General features: G+C 53.8%; 17 protein-coding genes. 5 read left to right on the top strand and 12 right to left on the bottom strand.

Going from position 1 to position 18,012, the window contains the following annotated elements; all coding sequences use genetic code 11:
- The first annotated feature begins 4 nt into the window (after window positions 1–4).
- Window positions 5–292 carry a GIY-YIG nuclease family protein gene (locus ACXI0A_RS04120; protein WP_476150239.1) on the top strand — a complete coding sequence of 96 codons (288 nt, stop codon included), beginning with the start codon at window positions 5–7 and terminating at the stop codon, window positions 290–292.
- Here the strand turns inward: ACXI0A_RS04120 and ACXI0A_RS04115 are convergent.
- Both ACXI0A_RS04115 and ubiT read right to left on the bottom strand, forming a co-directional pair.
- On the bottom strand, window positions 276–782 hold the full coding sequence (locus tag ACXI0A_RS04115; RefSeq protein ID WP_224932342.1) for a GNAT family N-acetyltransferase: 507 nt from the start codon (window positions 780–782) through the stop codon (window positions 276–278). The two genes, ACXI0A_RS04120 and ACXI0A_RS04115, sit on opposite strands and share 17 nt — an antisense overlap.
- Complete coding sequence (gene ubiT, locus ACXI0A_RS04110) at window positions 776–1,300, bottom strand: ubiquinone anaerobic biosynthesis accessory factor UbiT (protein WP_476151163.1); 525 nt, start codon at window positions 1,298–1,300, stop codon at window positions 776–778. Before ubiT ends, ACXI0A_RS04115 begins: the two co-directional genes overlap by 7 nt.
- A gap of 203 nt (window positions 1,301–1,503) precedes the next feature.
- Between ubiT and ubiU the strand changes: the two genes are divergently transcribed.
- The 3 genes from ubiU to ACXI0A_RS04095 all read left to right on the top strand — a co-directional run bounded on the left by ubiU (window position 1,504) and on the right by ACXI0A_RS04095 (window position 4,519).
- On the top strand, window positions 1,504–2,499 hold the full coding sequence (gene ubiU / locus ACXI0A_RS04105) for a ubiquinone anaerobic biosynthesis protein UbiU (RefSeq protein WP_476150241.1): 996 nt from the start codon (window positions 1,504–1,506) through the stop codon (window positions 2,497–2,499).
- Between the two features lie 9 nt (window positions 2,500–2,508).
- Window positions 2,509–3,393, top strand: coding sequence for a U32 family peptidase (locus ACXI0A_RS04100; protein WP_476150243.1), 885 nt, complete (start codon window positions 2,509–2,511; stop codon window positions 3,391–3,393).
- 115 nt (window positions 3,394–3,508) lie between these two features.
- Entirely contained in the window at window positions 3,509–4,519 is a 1,011-nt protein-coding gene (locus ACXI0A_RS04095; RefSeq protein ID WP_224932339.1) for a luciferase-like monooxygenase, read from the top strand.
- A 3-nt stretch (window positions 4,520–4,522) separates the two neighbouring features.
- On the opposite strand, the gene ACXI0A_RS04090 is transcribed toward ACXI0A_RS04095, so the two are convergent.
- Window positions 4,523–5,440 (bottom strand): AraC family transcriptional regulator, encoded by a 918-nt coding sequence (locus ACXI0A_RS04090; protein WP_224932338.1) that lies wholly within the window; start codon window positions 5,438–5,440, stop codon window positions 4,523–4,525.
- Window positions 5,441–5,623: 183 nt separating this feature from the next.
- Between ACXI0A_RS04090 and ACXI0A_RS04085 the strand changes: the two genes are divergently transcribed.
- Entirely contained in the window at window positions 5,624–6,370 is a 747-nt protein-coding gene (locus ACXI0A_RS04085) for a glucose 1-dehydrogenase (protein WP_476150245.1), read from the top strand.
- A 66-nt stretch (window positions 6,371–6,436) separates the two neighbouring features.
- Here ACXI0A_RS04085 and ACXI0A_RS04080 read toward each other — a convergent pair whose 3' ends face one another.
- From ACXI0A_RS04080 to nusA, 9 genes are all read right to left on the bottom strand, one after another.
- Window positions 6,437–8,353: a DEAD/DEAH family ATP-dependent RNA helicase gene (locus ACXI0A_RS04080; RefSeq protein ID WP_476150247.1), complete on the bottom strand. Its 1,917-nt coding sequence runs from the start codon at window positions 8,351–8,353 to the stop codon at window positions 6,437–6,439.
- A 16-nt stretch (window positions 8,354–8,369) separates the two neighbouring features.
- The gene (gene yrbN / locus ACXI0A_RS04075) at window positions 8,370–8,426 is read right to left on the bottom strand and encodes a protein YrbN (RefSeq protein WP_098053093.1); all 57 of its coding nucleotides are present in this window, start codon (window positions 8,424–8,426) and stop codon (window positions 8,370–8,372) included.
- A 103-nt stretch (window positions 8,427–8,529) separates the two neighbouring features.
- Window positions 8,530–9,414 (bottom strand): lipoprotein NlpI, encoded by an 885-nt coding sequence (gene nlpI / locus ACXI0A_RS04070; protein ID WP_008104288.1) that lies wholly within the window; start codon window positions 9,412–9,414, stop codon window positions 8,530–8,532.
- 129 nt (window positions 9,415–9,543) lie between these two features.
- On the bottom strand, window positions 9,544–11,679 hold the full coding sequence (gene pnp, locus ACXI0A_RS04065) for a polyribonucleotide nucleotidyltransferase (protein WP_476150249.1): 2,136 nt from the start codon (window positions 11,677–11,679) through the stop codon (window positions 9,544–9,546).
- A 311-nt stretch (window positions 11,680–11,990) separates the two neighbouring features.
- Complete coding sequence (rpsO, locus tag ACXI0A_RS04060) at window positions 11,991–12,260, bottom strand: 30S ribosomal protein S15 (RefSeq protein ID WP_025903869.1); 270 nt, start codon at window positions 12,258–12,260, stop codon at window positions 11,991–11,993.
- A 135-nt stretch (window positions 12,261–12,395) separates the two neighbouring features.
- Window positions 12,396–13,340, bottom strand: a complete 945-nt coding sequence (truB, locus tag ACXI0A_RS04055; RefSeq protein ID WP_224932334.1) for a tRNA pseudouridine(55) synthase TruB — start codon at window positions 13,338–13,340, stop codon at window positions 12,396–12,398.
- The gene (gene rbfA, locus ACXI0A_RS04050) at window positions 13,340–13,747 is read right to left on the bottom strand and encodes a 30S ribosome-binding factor RbfA (RefSeq protein ID WP_100704437.1); all 408 of its coding nucleotides are present in this window, start codon (window positions 13,745–13,747) and stop codon (window positions 13,340–13,342) included. Before rbfA ends, truB begins: the two co-directional genes overlap by 1 nt.
- A 65-nt stretch (window positions 13,748–13,812) precedes the next feature.
- Entirely contained in the window at window positions 13,813–16,503 is a 2,691-nt protein-coding gene (gene infB / locus ACXI0A_RS04045; protein WP_224932333.1) for a translation initiation factor IF-2, read from the bottom strand.
- A gap of 17 nt (window positions 16,504–16,520) precedes the next feature.
- Window positions 16,521–18,008, bottom strand: a complete 1,488-nt coding sequence (gene nusA / locus ACXI0A_RS04040) for a transcription termination factor NusA (protein ID WP_084934277.1) — start codon at window positions 18,006–18,008, stop codon at window positions 16,521–16,523.
- Window positions 18,009–18,012 lie beyond the last annotated feature (4 nt).

Below are 18,012 nucleotides of genomic sequence, written 5' to 3'. Positions count from 1 at the left end.
ATTTATGCAACAGGGCTGGCAGCTCTATATGCTGCAAACCGCCGCCGGCATGCTTTATACCGGTATCACCACGGATGTTCATCGCCGCCTGCAGCAGCATCAGTGTGGCAAAGGTGCGCGCGCATTGCGCGGCAAAGGTCCGCTGACGCTGGTGTTTAACTGCGATGCAGGCGACCGCGCGACCGCTTCGCGTCTGGAGTATCAGGTGAAGCAGCTCAGCCGCACGCAAAAGCTGCTGCTGGTATCGCAGCAGCCTTCATGCCTGAATACGTGGTTTAATCGAAGCGATTAAAAGGCTCGGAGAAAGCGATTAACCCTTCTGCGCCCGTAAACGCATCGTCCGCTAACTTGTACACCTGAAACGCCGCTTCGCTGCCTAACCAGCGGCAGTGCAAGCCGTGACGTGCCGCCGGCTCAAAGCCCAGTGGGTTGTAAAACTCGGGATCGCCCAGCACCACCACCGCGCTGTAGCTGAACTCATTCAATGAATCCAGGCCTTCGTACACCAGTTTTTTGGCAATGCCTTGCTTGCGCACCGACTCATCCACCGCCAGCGGCGCCAGCGCCACCCAGTTGCGATCTTCACCTTGCAAGGTCACTGGACTGAAGGCGGCATAACCCAGCACCTGCCCCTCATCATCTGTGGCCACCACGCCGAGCGTGAGTAAGCCATCTTCACGCAACTGCTGCACCAATTCTGCTTCTGCGGCGGTAGCAAAACTGCGCTTTAACAGGGTGTCGATGCCCGCCGCATCCACACCAATTTCAGTACGAATCAACATGAGATCCCCACGCGCGCCTCAGCGGCCTCCGCGTCCTGTTTCATTCCTGCCTCAACAAAGGCAGCCAGCTGCTGTAACCCCGTACGCAAAGGCGTGGGCATGGCATCCAGTTCAATAGCATCCATTAGATTCTTCACCTCCAAACCCAGCTCCGTGTCGCCCTCGATCACCAAACGGCGTTGAAAGAACAACATATCGGGGTCTGCTTTGCGTGCTGCCACCAGCAACAGGTCGTTAGCTTCGCCACGAAACCAGACATCAGCCTCAGCGTCGCGCGAAACGGTCAGGCGCCCATTCTGTAAGGTGGTGATCCAGCGCAGATTCACATCCGCAATCTCAATCCCCAGATAGCGCCCTTCCAGAAAGTCTAACTCACCTTCAGACAAAGCATGACGAAATTGCCAGTTTAAGAGTTGTTGCAAAACCACTTTTTTTACAGGGAATGGAGTAAATGAAACAGGTAAGGCGAGGATTTCTGGGCCTTTTTCCACAATCAGGCCACGTAAGCGCGCAAGCATATTCATTAATCCCTTCAGAAATTTTTACCTATATTGCCACAACCATGCCCCCTCGCCTCCACTGAGATCAATGAAATCGCTGAACAACTGATTAAATATTCTTCACTCTGTATCCTGAGTGACGCTTTCACTGCCTTAAATCAACATTTACGCACGACACCTTCCCTACACTTTACCGCTTCAGAATTCGGGGAGGAAAAAGTATGGAACTGCTGTGTCCAGCTGGGAATTTACCTGCGCTGAAATCGGCGGTGGAGCATGGCGCTGACGCGGTGTATGTCGGCTTAAAGGATGACACCAATGCCCGCCACTTTGCTGGCCTCAATTTTACCGACAAGAAGCTGGCGGAGGCGGCGCGCTTTCTGCATCAGCATCGCCGCAAGCTGCACGTGGCGATCAACACTTTTGCCCATCCTGATGGCATCAATCGCTGGCAAACCGCCATTGATGTAGCGGCGCAAAACGGCGCTGATGCACTGATTCTCGCCGATATCGCCACGCTGGAATATGCCGCGCAGCGTTATCCGCAGGTAGAACGCCACCTTTCGGTGCAGGCTTCGGCCACCAATCTGCAGGCCATCCACTTTTATCATCGCCATTTCGATCTCAGCCGCGTGGTGTTGCCGCGTGTGCTGTCGATGCATCAGGTTAAGCAACTGTCACGTGAAACACCGGTACCACTCGAAGTTTTTGCCTTTGGTAGCTTGTGCATTATGGCGGAGGGTCGCTGCTATCTCTCTTCATGGCTGACGGGTGAATCACCGAACAGTGCGGGAGCCTGCTCACCGGCAAAATTCGTGCGTTGGCAGCAAACGCCGCAAGGGATGGAATCGCGCCTCAATGAAGTGTTGATCGATCGTTACGGCGCCGATGAAAGCGCTGGCTACCCCACGCTGTGCAAAGGGCGCTATGAAGTAGACAACCAGCGCTATCACGTGCTGGAAGAGCCTACCAGCCTCAACACCTTGTCGCTGTTACCGGAATTACTGCGCGCCAATATCGCCTCGGTGAAAATTGAAGGTCGCCAGCGTAGCCCAGCTTATGTGGCACAGGTGGCAAAAGTGTGGCGCCAGGCGATCGACCGCTGTATGGCGTCGCCTGAGCAGTTTGCGGTGCAGGAACCCTGGATGCGCGCACTCGGTGAGCTTTCGGAAGGCAGCCAGACCACGCTCGGTGCCTATCACCGTGACTGGCAGTAAGGAGAAGCTATGAAATACGCCATTGGGCCGGTGCTGTGGTACTGGCCAACGGACACGCTGGCCAGTTTTTATCAGCAGGCAGCCGACAGCTCTGCTGACATCATCTATCTTGGCGAAGCGGTATGCAGTAAACGTCGTGCTACCACTTTTGCACAATGGATGGAAATGGGACATACGCTGGCGCAGCACGGTAAGCAGGTGGTGCTCAGCACCCTTGCGCTGTTGCAGTCGCCTTCAGAAGTGAAAGAGCTTCGGCGCTATGTGGAGAACGGCGAGTTTTTGCTGGAAGCTAACGATATAGGCACCGTCAACTTGGCGGCGGAGCGTAAGCTGCCATTTGTCGCCGGTCCGACACTCAATGTCTATAACGCACAGACGCTACAGCTGTTGCTGAAAGAGGGCATGACGCGCTGGTGTATACCTGTGGAGATGTCGCGTGACTGGCTGATTCAGCTGTTGCAGCAGTGTGATGCGGCAGGCCTGCGCAATAAGTTTGAAGTAGAAGTATTGGGCTATGGCCATCTGCCACTGGCGCTGTCGGCGCGTTGCTTTACCGCACGTTCCGAAAATCGCGCCAAAGATGATTGCCAGACCTGCTGCATCAACTATCCCACCGGACGCCGCGTACTGTCACAGGAGGGCCAGCAGGTGTTTGTGTTAAATGGCATCCAGACCATGAGCGGTTACTGCTACAACCTTGGAAATGATTTGCCCGGGATGCATAACTGGATCGATATCGTACGCCTCTCGCCACAGGATGAGACCACGCTGGTAGAGGTCGATCGCTTCCGCGCGAACGAAGCCGGTGAAGCCCCGCTGATGATGGCGCGCGGCAGTGATTGCAACGGTTACTGGCGTCGATTGGCCGGTATGGTACTTGAGGGCGGACGGTAAAGGCACATTCCGGCTATATTCCTGCTGTTAATAGCAGTTTTAATATGGGTAATGATGAGTAATACTCACTGGCGCAGGTCTGATAACACCTGCGCCATCCTTATTTGGAGTGCCCATGTCTGAGAAAAAAACGGTTCGCCTGTCTGTACTGGATCTTGCGCCTATCCCGCAAGGTTCTGCTGCGCGCGAAGCTTTCCACAATTCGCTGGCGCTGGCGCGTCAATCTGAAGCCCTTGGTTTCCATCGTTACTGGCTCGCTGAGCACCACAACATGACCGGTATTGCCAGTGCGGCAACGTCCGTGTTAATTGGTTATCTGGCCGCCAATACCGAAACTCTGCGCCTTGGATCCGGCGGTATTATGCTGCCCAACCACGCACCGCTGGTGATCGCTGAACAGTTTGGTACGCTCGAATCGCTGTATCCTGGCCGTATTGATTTAGGGCTGGGCCGCGCCCCAGGTTCTGACCAGCGCACCATGTTAGCGCTGCGCCGTCATCTCTCCAGCGCCCAGGCGGATAGTTTCCCGGAAGATGTGGCAGAACTGATTCGTTGGTTTGACGCAGAAGACGGTGAACATCCGCCAGTGCAGCCCGTGCCGGGCCTCGGTTTGAAAATTCCTGTCTGGTTATTGGGTTCCAGCCTCTATAGTGCACAACTGGCCGCACAGCTCGGCCTGCCGTTCGCTTTTGCTTCCCACTTTGCACCGGACCTGTTGTTCCAGGCACTGCATCTCTATCGTGAGAAATTCAAGCCTTCTGCGCGTCTGGCGAAACCCTATGCGATGGTGTGCGTCAACGTGGTAGCAGCGGATAGCGAACGCGATGCGCGCTTCCTGTTTACCTCGATGCAGCAGCAGTTTATTAACCTGCGCCGTGGCAAACCGGGCCCGCTGCCAGCCCCCGTTGAGAACATGGATAATCTGTGGTCGCCATCAGAGCAATATGGTGTGCAGCAGGCGCTGAGCATGTCGATTGTCGGCGATAGCGACAAAGTGCGTCAGGGGTTGGCCGCGCTGATCCGCGAAACCCAGGCCGATGAAATCATGGTCAACGGCCAGATTTTCGATTCGCAGGCTCGTCTGCGTTCGTTCGCACTGGCGATGGAAGCTGCGCGCTCACTGTAATATCTACTGCTGTGGGGTCAATCCTTCTGGCCCCACTGCCACCATGCGCACATCCCGTGCTGGAGATTGCCCGTAGAAACGGCTGTATTCGCGACTAAACTGCGAAGCACTTTGATACCCCACGCGATACCCCGCCGTTCCGGCATCTAATTTCTCAATCAGCATCAAACGCCGCGCTTCGTTGAGACGCAGCTGCTTCTGATACTGCATCGGCGTCATCGCCGTCACCGATTTGAAGTGATGATGCAGCGACGAAATACTCATGCCCACGCTGCTGGCCAGCTGATCCATCTTGAGCGGTTGATGAAAGTTTTCGCGTAGCCAGCGTGCCGCGCGGGCCACTTTGTTACCCGGTCGCTCGGTCAACGCCATATTGAGAATCCGCGGGCCTTCTGGCCCGGTGAGTAATCGATAGAAAATCTCTTGCTCAATTAACGGTGCCAGCGCTGGAATATCCTGAGGTTGATCCAGCAGTTCAATCAGGCGGATAACCGCATCAACTAACGGCGGCGCCACTTTATGCACGGTAATGCCGCGTTCGTTCGCCACTGTCGCGCCAATGTGCTGAAGCGGAAAATGTTCGAGATAGCGCATCAGACGCGTTTCGTTAATGGTGATCCCGACGCCAAGGTTGGGCTTCTCCGGTGTGGCCAGCACCACGCAGGATTGTACTGGCATATCCAGCGTCACCAGCAGCAGATCGCCTGCTCCGTAATGCATCACGTCATCGCCCATACGCAACGCTTTCTGGCCCTGCGCTACCAACGCAAAGCTGGCCCAGGTCGCTACGTGCGACAAACTGGTTGGTTTGGCGCTGCGGCCAAATGAGAGAAAATCGATGGCGCTCAAGTGGCGGCCATCTTCTGGAGCATGGCGGGCAATCATCGCCACCAGTTGCTGCCACTGTTCCTGATGAATCATGCGTTACGCACTCCGCGACGAGAAATCACTGTGTCAGCATTCTCGCCTTTCACTTCCGCTGCGCCTAGTCCTTAACCTGCACATTTGCAGGATTGTGCAAAAAGCTTGCAGGATTGCGCTACCGCCCAATTGTATGGACAGCGCATGCTTACCCTTCCCCGAATTCTCAGGTGGAGAGACACAATGAAAGCACTTGAAGGCAAAATTGCGCTGGTGACGGGCGCCTCGAAAGGCATTGGCGCCGCCATTGCTATGACTTTCGCGGCGGCCGGCGCTCGCGTCATTGTTAATTACCGCCAGGATGAAGCGGGCGCTGCAGATGTCGTGACAGATATCTGCGAGCTAGGCAGCGATGCCATTGCCGTACAGGCCGATATCTCCCGCGAGGCCGATGTGCAGCGTTTATTCGCACGCAGCATCGAGCAGTTTGGCGCACCCGATATCGTGGTCAACAATGCCGGTATTTTCCATCACGGCGATTTCGCCGAACTCAGCCTCAGTGAGATGCAGCAGCAGCTCAATGTGAATGTGCTGGGCACTTTACTGGTCTGCCAGCAGGCGGCGAAACATTTCCCCGCTCGCGGTGGCACCATCATTAATCTGAGTGCACTTAACAGCCAACGCAGTACACCGGGTTCGGTGTTATGGGCGGCGACTAAAGGTGCGATTGATACCTTAACGCAGGGCCTCGCACGTGAACTGGGGCCGCGTAATATCCGCGTCAATGCGCTGGCACCAGGAATCATCCTGACGGAAGGTTTGCTGGCGGCAAAGAAGATGAATCCGGATGTTAAAGCGAAGCTAATCGCCGCTACGCCGTTGGGACGATTTGGTCTGCCGGAGGATGTGGCGCAGGTGGCGTTGTTCCTGGCCTCTGAAGATTCAGCGTATGTGAGCGGTGAAAGGGTGTTGATTGCAGGTGGGGTGTAACGTTTAATTTACGAATATAAAAAAGGGACGCCGCGGCGTCCCTTTTTATTTTTCAGCGTTTATCGCTTATGCGTCACGACGACGTGGTGCAGAAGCACCTTCTGGACGTGGGCCACGACCGCCTTCACGGCTGAAGCGTCCGCCTTCACGACCTGCATCACGACCACCTTCACGGCGCTCAGAGAAACGACGCGGTGCGCCTTCGCCACGCGGTGCGCCATTGCCACGACGCTCGCCATCACGGCTAGCAGGACGACGCTCTGAACGCTCGTGTGCCGGTGCATCACCCATCAACTGCATGTTCATCGGCTTGTTCAGGATGCGCGTGCGAGTGAAGTGCTGCAGAACTTCGCCCGGCATACCTTTAGGCAGCTCGATAGTTGAGTGAGTACCAAACAGCTTGATGTTACCAATGTAACGGCTGCTGATGTCGCCTTCGTTAGCGATCGCGCCAACGATGTGACGAACTTCAACACCATCATCACGGCCCACTTCAATGCGGTACAGCTGCATTTCGCCAACGTCACGACGTTCACGACGTGGAGCGCCATCACGGCTTTCGCCACGGTCACCACGGTTTTCGCGCGGACCACGTGAATCGCGTGAGTCGCGTGAATCACGACGATCATCACGGTCGCGGAATTCACGACGTGCTGGACGCGGTGCTTCTGGTGGCAGAATCAGTGGACGTTCGCCCTGTGCCATTTTCAGCAGTGCTGCGGCCAGAGTTTCGATATCCAGATCTTCGCCCGGCTGCATTTTGCTCAGCAGTGCGCGGTACATGTCCAGATCGCTGCTTTCCAGCTGCTGCTGTACTTTCGCGGCGAACTTAGCCAGACGACGCTCACCCAGCAGTTCTGCATTAGGCAGCTCAACTTCTGGAATGGTCAGCTTCATGGTGCGTTCAATATTACGCAGCAGACGACGCTCGCGGTTCTCAACGAACAGCAGTGCGCGGCCAGCACGACCTGCACGACCGGTACGGCCGATACGGTGAACGTAAGACTCAGCATCCATTGGGATGTCATAGTTAACAACCAGGCTGATACGCTCAACGTCCAGACCACGTGCGGCAACGTCGGTGGCGATCAGGATGTCAAGACGACCATCTTTCAGGCGCTCCAGCGTCTGCTCACGCAGTGCCTGGTTCATGTCACCGTTCAGTGCTGCGCTGTTGTAACCGCTGCGCTCAAGCGCTTCAGCCACTTCCAGCGTTGCATTTTTGGTACGCACGAAGATGATAGCGGCATCAAAGTCTTCTGCTTCCAGGAAACGCACCAGTGCGTCAGTTTTACGGCCGTAAGCGGTCCAGTAAGACTGAGAGATATCAGGACGCGTAGTCATGCTTGACTGAATGCGCACTTCCTGAGGATCTTTCATGAAGCGTTTAGTAATGCGACGAATCGCTTCTGGCATGGTAGCTGAGAACAGCGCGGTCTGATGACCGTCTGGGATCTGCGCCATGATGGTTTCAACGTCTTCGATGAAGCCCATACGCAGCATTTCATCAGCTTCGTCCAGCACCAGGCCGCGCAGGTTAGACAGATCTAACGTGCCGCGTTTCAGGTGGTCGAGCAAACGGCCAGGCGTACCCACAACAACCTGTGGTCCCTGACGCAGAGCGCGCAGCTGTACGTCATAACGCTGGCCGCCGTACAGGGCAACCACATTCACGCCACGCATGTGTTTAGAGAATTCAGTCATGGCTTCAGCAACCTGAACAGCCAGTTCGCGGGTTGGAGCCAGCACCAGGATTTGCGGTGCTTTAACGGTTGGATCAATGTTGTGCAGCAGCGGCAGAGAGAACGCTGCAGTTTTACCACTACCGGTCTGCGCCATACCTAACACGTCACGGCCCGCCAGCAGGTGAGGAATACACTCAGCCTGGATTGGGGATGGCTTCACGTAGCCCATGCCGTTCAGTGATTCAAGGATGTCGGCGTTCAGGCCAAGTTCGGAAAAAGTGGTTTGAATATCAGTCATGTAGTACACGTGCCTCTTAGATTGCGGCGGCCAGTCTACATAACTCGTCGTGAAAACTTTCAGTCATTTTCATCAAAAAGTGTGAACCGGCTCAAATTAGAAGTTTTGACGAACAGAAAAGCCCTCACCTTGAAGATGATGACTTTACAAGTATTCAGGCAATAAAAGTTCGTCAGCTATTGCTGGTCAGATTCTGATAAATCGTCTTGTGTCTGGCCGAGTTGCGCCAGTTCCAACAATGCGTATCGGTGCTCAACAAAGTTGTTAACGTTGTTGGCCACCGCCAGTTTGAACAACGCTTTCGCGTCGTCCTTCTCCCCCAGACTTAGGTAGTACTTACCTAAATAGAAGTTGGTTTCACTGAGATGTTCAGCGAGCGAGGTGTTATCCGTTGCGTCCGCCTTGAGACGTTCCATCAGCGTTTTTTCACTGATGTCGCCAAGGTAGAACTCGACAATATTCCATCCCCATTGGTCCCGGACCGCTTTGTCATGTCGCTGTCTCAGCGTGACTTTGGCCTTGTCGGCGTCCATATCGCTTTCAACGAGATAGAGCCAAAGGCTGCGGAAAGGATCGTTAGGATCGTCTTGATAAAACGCCAGCAGATCATCTTGCGCTAACTTGTATCGACCGCCGTAATAGAGGGCGATACCACGGTTTAAATGCGCATAGTTGTAAGTTGGATCAAGCTCAAGTACAGAATCAAACGCTTCATAGGCAGCATCAAAATTGCCTGCCTGCGTTAAATATATACCAAGGTAGTTAAACACCTCAGGCATATCTGGTCTTATAGACAGCGCTTGCGAAAAATCGTTCCGCGCTAATGCCCTCAGACCCAAACTATCATACAACACTCCGCGCTCATATAATAGCTGTGCGCGTTCATCATCGGTCAGGGCACGACTGGCAAGAATTTGTTCCATTCGCGCCAGGATCACCTCTTGCTGCAGTGTGGGCTGCAAAGGTACTGCCAGAACTTCGTTCTTACGCCAATTGGAGTTGCTGCATCCTGCCAGCGTGATAGCTGTCGCAACAAAACACCAGCGCAAAAAAGGCTTCATTTCCCACTCCCGAATACAAACATTGGGATAACCATCCTGTCATCCGCCTGCTGTGCACAAGGATTCCCGCCCTCGCGATGATCCAAACACCTCTCCCCAACTTGCAGGGAGAGGCCAATCAGTAAACGCTTACTCGGCGTCAGATGCATTCGTTGCAGCAGGGGTTTCTTCCACTGGTTTCTGCTCTGTCGCTTCTTTGATGCTCAGGCGTACGCGGCCCTGACGGTCCACTTCCATGACTTTCACTGGAACTTCCTGACCCATCTGCAGATAGTCGGTCACTTTCTCTACGCGCTTATCAGCGATCTGAGAAATATGAACCAGACCTTCTTTACCGCCGCCGATTGCCACGAAGGCACCGAAATCAACGATACGCGTTACTTTACCTGAGTAGATACGGCCCACTTCGATTTCAGCAGTGATCTCTTCGATACGACGAATCGCTTCTTTGGCTTTGTTGCCGTCGGTTGCTGCGATCTTCACGGTGCCATCATCTTCGATTTCGATGGTGGTGCCGGTTTCTTCGGTCAGCGCACGGATAACAGAACCGCCTTTACCGATAACATCTTTGATCTTGTCCGAGCTGATCTTGATGGTATAGATACGTGGTGCGAACTCAGAGATTTCCTGACGTGGGGTGCTGATAGCCTGCTCCATCACGCTCAGGATGTGCAGACGCGCGCCCTTAGCCTGATTCAGTGCAACCTGCATGATCTCACGGGTGATACCTTCAATTTTGATATCCATCTGCAGTGCAGTGATACCGTCGCGGCTACCGGCCACTTTGAAGTCCATATCGCCGAGGTGATCTTCATCGCCCAGGATGTCAGACAGAACCACAAAGTTCTCGTCTTCTTTAACCAGACCCATCGCAATACCGGCTACGGCTGCTTTGATCGGAACGCCTGCGTCCATCAGTGCCAGAGAAGCACCACAGACAGAAGCCATAGAAGAAGAACCGTTTGATTCGGTGATTTCTGACACCACACGAATGGTGTATGGGAAATCTTCCTGCTTAGGCATCACTGCCAGCACACCGCGCTTCGCCAGACGACCATGACCAATCTCACGACGCTTAGGTGAGCCAACCATGCCGGTCTCGCCCACTGAGTATGGAGGGAAGTTGTAGTGGAACAGGAAGCTATCAGTACGCTCGCCCATCAGCTCATCCAGGTTCTGCGCGTCACGTGCGGTACCCAGTGTTGCGGTAACCAGTGCCTGCGTTTCACCACGGGTGAACAGAGAAGAACCGTGAGTACGTGGCAGCACGCCAGTACGCACATCCAGACCACGGATCATGTCTTTTTCGCGACCATCGATACGTGGCTCGCCACGGATGATACGGCTACGCACGACGCTCTTCTCGAGATCGTGAACGATGTCAGCGATTTCGCCAGCATCTAATGATTCATCTTCAGCCTGCAGTGCAGCGATGGTGGCATCTTTAACTACGCCAACCTGAGTGTAACGCTCTTGCTTATCAGTGATGCGGTAAGCATCAGCGATACCGGCTTCTGCCAGTGCAGCAACACGTGCAATCAATGCATCGTTTGCTGGCTCTGGCTGCCAATCCCAGCGTGGTTTGCCCGCTTCAGCAACCAGTGAGTTGATGTTTTCAATAACGATCTGCTGCTGATCGTGGCCGAATACTACCGCGCCCAGCATCTGGTCTTCGGTCAGTACTTCTGCTTCTGATTCAACCATCAGAACCGCGTTCTGAGTACCGGCTACAACCAGATCCAGACGAGAGGTTTTCAGCTCATCAGACGTTGGGTTCAGCACGTACTGGTCATTGATGTAACCAACGCGAGCAGCACCGATTGGACCGTTGAATGGCAGGCCTGACAGCGCCAGGGCTGCAGATGCGCCGATCATCGCAACGATGTCTGGGTTAACCTGTGGGTTAACAGAAACAACAGTGGCGATAACCTGTACTTCGTTGATGAAACCTTCCGGGAACAGCGGACGCACTGGACGGTCAATCAGACGAGAAATCAGGGTTTCGCCTTCGCTTGGACGGCCTTCACGACGGAAGAAGCTACCCGGGATACGACCAGCAGCGTAAGTACGCTCCTGATAGTTAACCGTCAGCGGGAAGAAATCTTGATTTGGTTTGGTTTTTTTCTGGCCAACAACGGTGACGAATACCGCGGTGTCGTCCATGCTAGCCATTACTGCTGCAGTAGCCTGGCGCGCCATCATGCCGGTTTCCAGCGTGACGGTATGCTGACCATATTGGAATTTGCGTACGATCGGGTTCAGCAAAATTTAAGTCCTTAAATTCGAGGGGCAGAGCGCTTTTGGGCTCGCCGGGGTTTACCGATCTTTAGTTGCATCCTCGCGACTAATGACAATCTTCAACCGCCCATGCGGTGAAGCCTCTCATTAGCCGCGCGAAACGCTGCAAGTAAAGATCACTCTCAGCAACAATACATGAGTTTGGTACGGAATGCTGCGGATTGCTCGAAAAAAGGGGCCATAAAGGCCCCCTTTTCGCGAAACTCGCACAAATCTGATCGTCAGATGCGCTTTTCTGCATAGTGCATGTGCTACATCGTTGATCAGATTCTTCAGACTTAGCGACGCAGACCCAGGCTTTCGATCAGGCTGGTGTAGCGAGCAACGTCTTTACGCTTCAGGTAGTCCAGCAGCTTACGACGCTGAGATACCATGCGCAGCAGACCGCGACGGCTGTGGTGATCTTTTTTGTGCTCAGAGAAGTGACCCTGCAGGTGGTTAATCTGAGCAGTCAGCAGAGCAACCTGAACTTCAGTTGAACCGCTGTCGTTGGTACCACGACCGTATTTAGCAACGATCTCTGCTTTAGCTTCTACGCTTAGAGACATAATAAACTCCAGATAAAAAAATGAATGTATGGGTGCCGATCTCTAATTCAGCAGCCCGCTTTAAAAGCCGCGCTATTCTACTCTTCGCCTGATAGCAACGCAAATGCGCCGTTAGCTCAAAAGTGAATGTGTTGATTAGGCAGGAAACTCGACCACCAGACGACGCGGCGCAACGCGCCCATCTTCCGCGATTTCTGCCATACCGATAAATTTGTGTTCATCACCTTCGGTGACACGCACCAATCCCTGTTCAGGTGCATTCGCCGCCTGCACTGGCATCCCCTGCTTGAAATAAGCAGCGACTGAGGGCAGTAAATTCACGATGGGGAACTCTTCCGCTGGACTATCCATTGGCAGCAACAGCGCATCAAGTGCACTGTAGTCTGGCGTTTCTGCTGCGTTCGCTTCAGCCGCCATCGCCTGCAACTGCTCAAAGGTGATCATGCGTTCAATGGGATACTTCGCCACCTGCAAACGACGTAGCATAATCACATGTGCGCCACAGCCTAGCTTCTCACCGAGGTCATCGATGATGGTGCGAATATAGGTGCCTTTGGAAACGTGAATTTCCAGCTCCAGCTCATCACCTTCCCAGCGAATGAACTGCAGTTCGAACACGGTAATAGGACGCGCTTCACGCGGCACGGTAATGCCTTCACGCGCGTATTCATACAGCTTGCGACCCTGGTACTTCAGCGCAGAAAACATGGTGGGCACCTGGAAGGTGTCACCACGGAAGCTTTCCAGCGCCGCATCCAGTGCAGCCTGGTCGAACGTCACTGGCCGCGTTTCGACGATGTTGCCATCGGCATCCGATGTGTCGGTACGCTCGCCAAGACGTGCAATAACGCGATAGCGTTTATCGGAATCGAGCAGGAACTGCGAGAACTTCGTCGCTTCACCGAGGCAGATTGGCAGCATGCCAGTTGCCAGGGGATCAAGCGCACCGGTGTGACCCGCTTTGTTAGCATGAAACAGACGCTTCACTTTCTGCAGCACATCGTTCGAGGATGCGCCTTCATGCTTATCCAGCAAAAACACACCGTGGACGTCGCGACCGCGACGACGAGGACGACTCATTAGTCCTCCTTGTCATCTTCAGCCGGGCTATCGCCACGACGCTCGACATCGCTTTTAATCACATTGCTGACCAGGTTCGACATACGCATACCTTCGACCAGCGAGTTGTCATAGAAGAAGGTCAGCTCTGGCACAATGCGCAGACGCATCGCTTTGCCTACCAGAATGCGGATATAGCCAGACGCTTCTTTCAGCGCTTTCAGGCCATTTTTTACCGCTTCTTCGTCTTTGTCGTTTAGAAAAGTCACGAAGACTTTGGCATACGCCAGGTCACGGGACACTTCAACACCGGAAACAGTCACCATCATACCCAGACGTGGATCTTTGATTTCGCGCTGCAGGATAATTGCGATTTCTTTCTGCAGTTCCTGAGATACGCGCTGTGGGCGGCCAAATTCTTTTGCCATTTTTCTTTCTCCCAAATAATTCGGGAGGCCAGAGGCCTCCCAAATTGCAACACATCAAGTGATGATCAATCGATGGTGCGTTTAATTTCAATGATTTCGAAGACTTCGATCATATCGCCAACGCGAACATCATTGTAGTTCTTCACGCCGATACCACACTCCATGCCGTTACGCACTTCGTTGACATCGTCTTTAAAGCGACGCAGAGATTCCAGCTCGCCTTCGTAAATCACCACGTTGTCGCGCAGTACGCGAATCGGGTTGTGACGTTTGATGTTGCCTTCGGTAACCATACAGCCGGCAATGGCGCCAAATTTCGGTGACTTGAACACGTCACGCACTTCGGCCAGACCAATGATCTGCTGTTTGAATTCCGGTGCCAGCATGCCGCTCATTGCCGCTTTCACTTCGTCGATCAGATTATAGATGACGGAGTAGTAACGCAGGTCAACACTTTCAGCGTCAATCACGCGGCGGGCAGAAGCATCAGCACGAACGTTGAAGCCAAGAATAATCGCGTTAGACGCTGCTGCCAGGGTGGCGTCGGTCTCAGTGATACCGCCCACACCCGAACCGATAATTCTCACCTTCACTTCGTCGGTAGAGAGTTTCAGCAGAGAATCGGAGATCGCTTCCACAGAACCCTGTACGTCGGATTTCAGTACGATATTCAGCTCGGACACTTCGCCTTCGGTCATGTTGGCGAACATGTTCTCCAACTTCGACTTCTGCTGACGCGCCAGCTTCACTTCGCGGAACTTGCCCTGACGATACAGTGCAACTTCACGTGCTTTCTTCTCATCACGAACTACAGTCGCTTCATCACCCGCTGCTGGCACACCAGACAGACCGAGGATTTCCACTGGAATGGATGGACCCGCTTCCAGTACTTCACGACCCAGTTCGTCACGCATTGCACGAACACGGCCATACTCGAAGCCGCACAGTACGATGTCGCCTTTATTCAGCGTACCTTCACGTACCAGCACGGTAGCAACCGGACCACGACCTTTATCAAGGAAGGATTCGATAACCACGCCGCTCGCCATACCTTCACGGATAGCAGAGAGTTCAAGTACTTCTGCTTGCAGCAGAATCGCATTCAACAGATCGTCAATGCCCGTTCCCGCTTTCGCAGAAACGTTAACGAACATGTTCTCACCGCCCCACTCTTCCGGAAGAATTCCGTACTGGGTCAGTTCGTTCTTAACGCGATCTGGGTCTGCATCAGGCTTATCAACTTTGTTGACCGCAACAACCACTGGCACACCGGCTGCTTTCGCATGCTGGATAGCTTCGATGGTCTGAGGCATCACGCCATCATCTGCAGCAACAACCAGGATAACGATATCCGTTGCCTGGGCACCACGTGCACGCATTGCGGTAAACGCGGCGTGGCCCGGGGTATCGAGGAAGGTAATCATACCGTTGTCAGTTTCAACGTGGTAAGCACCGATATGCTGAGTAATACCGCCAGCCTCGCCTGAAGCGACTTTGGTTGAGCGGATGTAATCCAGCAGAGAGGTTTTACCGTGGTCAACGTGACCCATGATGGTGACGACTGGCGCGCGAGCTTCCTGCGCAGCATCAGTATCACGATCGTCCATTACCGCTTCTTCCAGCTCATTCTCGCGGCGCAGGATCACTTTGTGACCCATCTCTTCCGCGACCATCTGAGCAGTTTCCTGGTCGATAACCTGGTTGATGGTCGCCATCGCGCCCATCTTCATCATCGCTTTGATGACCAAAGAACCTTTGATCGCCATTTTATTGGCCAGTTCAGCCACGGTGATGGTTTCACCGATGACAACATCGCGGTTTACAGCCTGAACAGGCTTGTTGAAGCCCTGCTGAAGAGTGCTTGGCTTACGATGTTTGCCACCTTTACCGCCACGTACTTGCGCACGCGCTTCTTCACGGTCGGTTTTGGCTTCAGAATGCTTGTTGCCTTTCTTGACCGGGCGAGCAGCTTTGGTAGTACGCGCACGAGCACGTCCTGCCTCAACTTGACGATCGTTCTCGTCTTCGGCCTGACGGGCATGAGTCGAAGTGGTGACATGGTAGTCGCCTTTATCTTCTTCTTCAGGTTTAGCCCATTCAACGGCTTTCTCTTCAGCCAGGCGTTTGGATTCTTCTGCCACGCGGCGGGCATCTTCTTCCAGCTTACGGCGTGCTTCTTCTTCTGATTTGCGTTTCAGTTCAGCCGCTTCGGCTTCACGACGGGCTTTATCAGACTGCGCAGCCTTGGTTACTTCGTCGGTAGGTTGATTTGTCACTTTGTCATTTTCCGCTGCTTCACGCTTAGCCTTGTCAGCGGCTTCGCGCTTGGCTTTATCTTCGGCTTCACGTTGCGCTTTTTGTTCAGCTTCGCGACGGGCTTGTTCTTCCGCCTCGCGACGCGCCTGCTCTTCCGCTTCACGCTGCGCCTCGGCTTCAGCTTCTGCCTGAGCTTGCTCAGACTCTGCATCACCTTTCACGTATGTGCGCTTTTTGCGGACTTCGATTTGCACCGACTTACTTTTACCCCCGGTGACGGGAATATTCAAGGTGCTGCGCGTTTTGCGCTGCAAAGTCAGTTTACTTGAACCGGTCTGACCGTGCTCACGATTCAGGTGGGACAGTAAGGTCTCTTTCTCTTGCTGGGACACCGCATCGTTTTCAGACTTGCGGATCCCTGCGTCAGCAAATTGCTGTACCAGGCGATCGACCGGAGTCTGAATTTCGGCGGCCAGCGATTTTACGGTTACATCTGTCATGCTGTTCCTTCCTGTTATTACGCGTCATCGCCGAACCAGCAGATATTACGTGCAGCCATAATCAGCGCACCGGCCTTCTCATCATCCAGCCCTTCAATATCTGTCAGATCGTCAACACCTTGCTCAGCGAGATCTTCCAGCGTGCAAACGCCTTTTGACGCCAGGCGATACGCCAGCGCACGATCCAAGCCCTCAAGATTCAGAAGATCCTCAGCGGGCTCCTGATTACCAAGGCTCTCTTCTTTCGCTAATGCCAGGGTGGTTAACGCATTTTTTGCTCGTTCACGCAGGGCTTCAATGGTCTCTTCGTCGAGGCCGTCGATTTCCAGCAGCTCGTTGATTGGCACGTAAGCCAATTCTTCCAGCGAAGAGAAGCCCTCTTCCACCAGAACGGTGGCGAACTCTTCATCGATTTCGAGATGTTTGGTGAACATATCGATCGCTGCGTGGGCTTCAGCCTGATGCTTAGCCTGCAGATCATCGACGGTCATCACGTTCAGTTCCCAACCACTGAGTTGAGAAGCCAGACGCACGTTTTGGCCGTTACGGCCGATCGCCTGAGCCAGATTGCCGGCTTCAACAGCGATATCCATGGTGTGATTATCTTCATCGACCACGATTGACGCCACATCGGCTGGCGCCATGGCGTTAATAACGAATTGCGCTGGGTTATCGTCCCACAGCACGATATCGATACGCTCACCACCCAGTTCGCTTGAAACCGCCTGCACACGCGCACCGCGCATACCGACACAAGCACCCACCGGATCGATACGTTTATCGTTGGTCTTCACGGCAATTTTGGCACGTGAACCCGGATCGCGCGCTGCCGCTTTGATCTCGATAACTTCTTCACCGATTTCTGGCACCTCAATGCGGAACAGTTCGATCAGCATTTCTGGTTTAGAACGGGTGACAAACAGCTGAGCACCGCGCGCTTCTGGACGTACGGCATACAGCACACCGCGAATACGATCGCCTGGGCGGAAGTTTTCACGTGGCAGCATATCTTCACGACCAATCACGGCTTCAGCATTGCTGCCGAGATCCAGTGAAATACTGTCGCGGTTTACTTTCTTCACCACGCCGGTGATGATTTCACCTTCGTGTTGACGGAACTGATCAACCACCATCGCGCGCTCAGCTTCACGTACTTTTTGTACGATAACCTGCTTGGCGGTTTGGGTGGTGATACGGTCGAAGGTGACAGATTCAATCTGGTCTTCAACGTATTCGCCCAGATTGAACGCTTCATCTTCAAAGCGGGCCGCATCCAGCGTGATCTCACGAGTTGGCTGTGTCACTTCGTCCACAATCACCCAGCGACGGAAAGTATCGAAATCACCGCTGCGACGGTCAATGCTGACGCGCACTTCGATTTCCTGCTCATACTTCTTTTTAGTCGCAGTGGCCAAAGCGCTCTCCAGCGCTTCGAAGATTTTCTCACGTGGCAGGGCTTTTTCGTTAGAAACGGCTTCTACTACAGCTAAGATCTCTTTGTTCATCCTG

This window comes from Pantoea sp. C1E2 (assembly GCF_056491465.1).
This window is presented reverse-complemented; position numbering and strand designations above follow the sequence as displayed.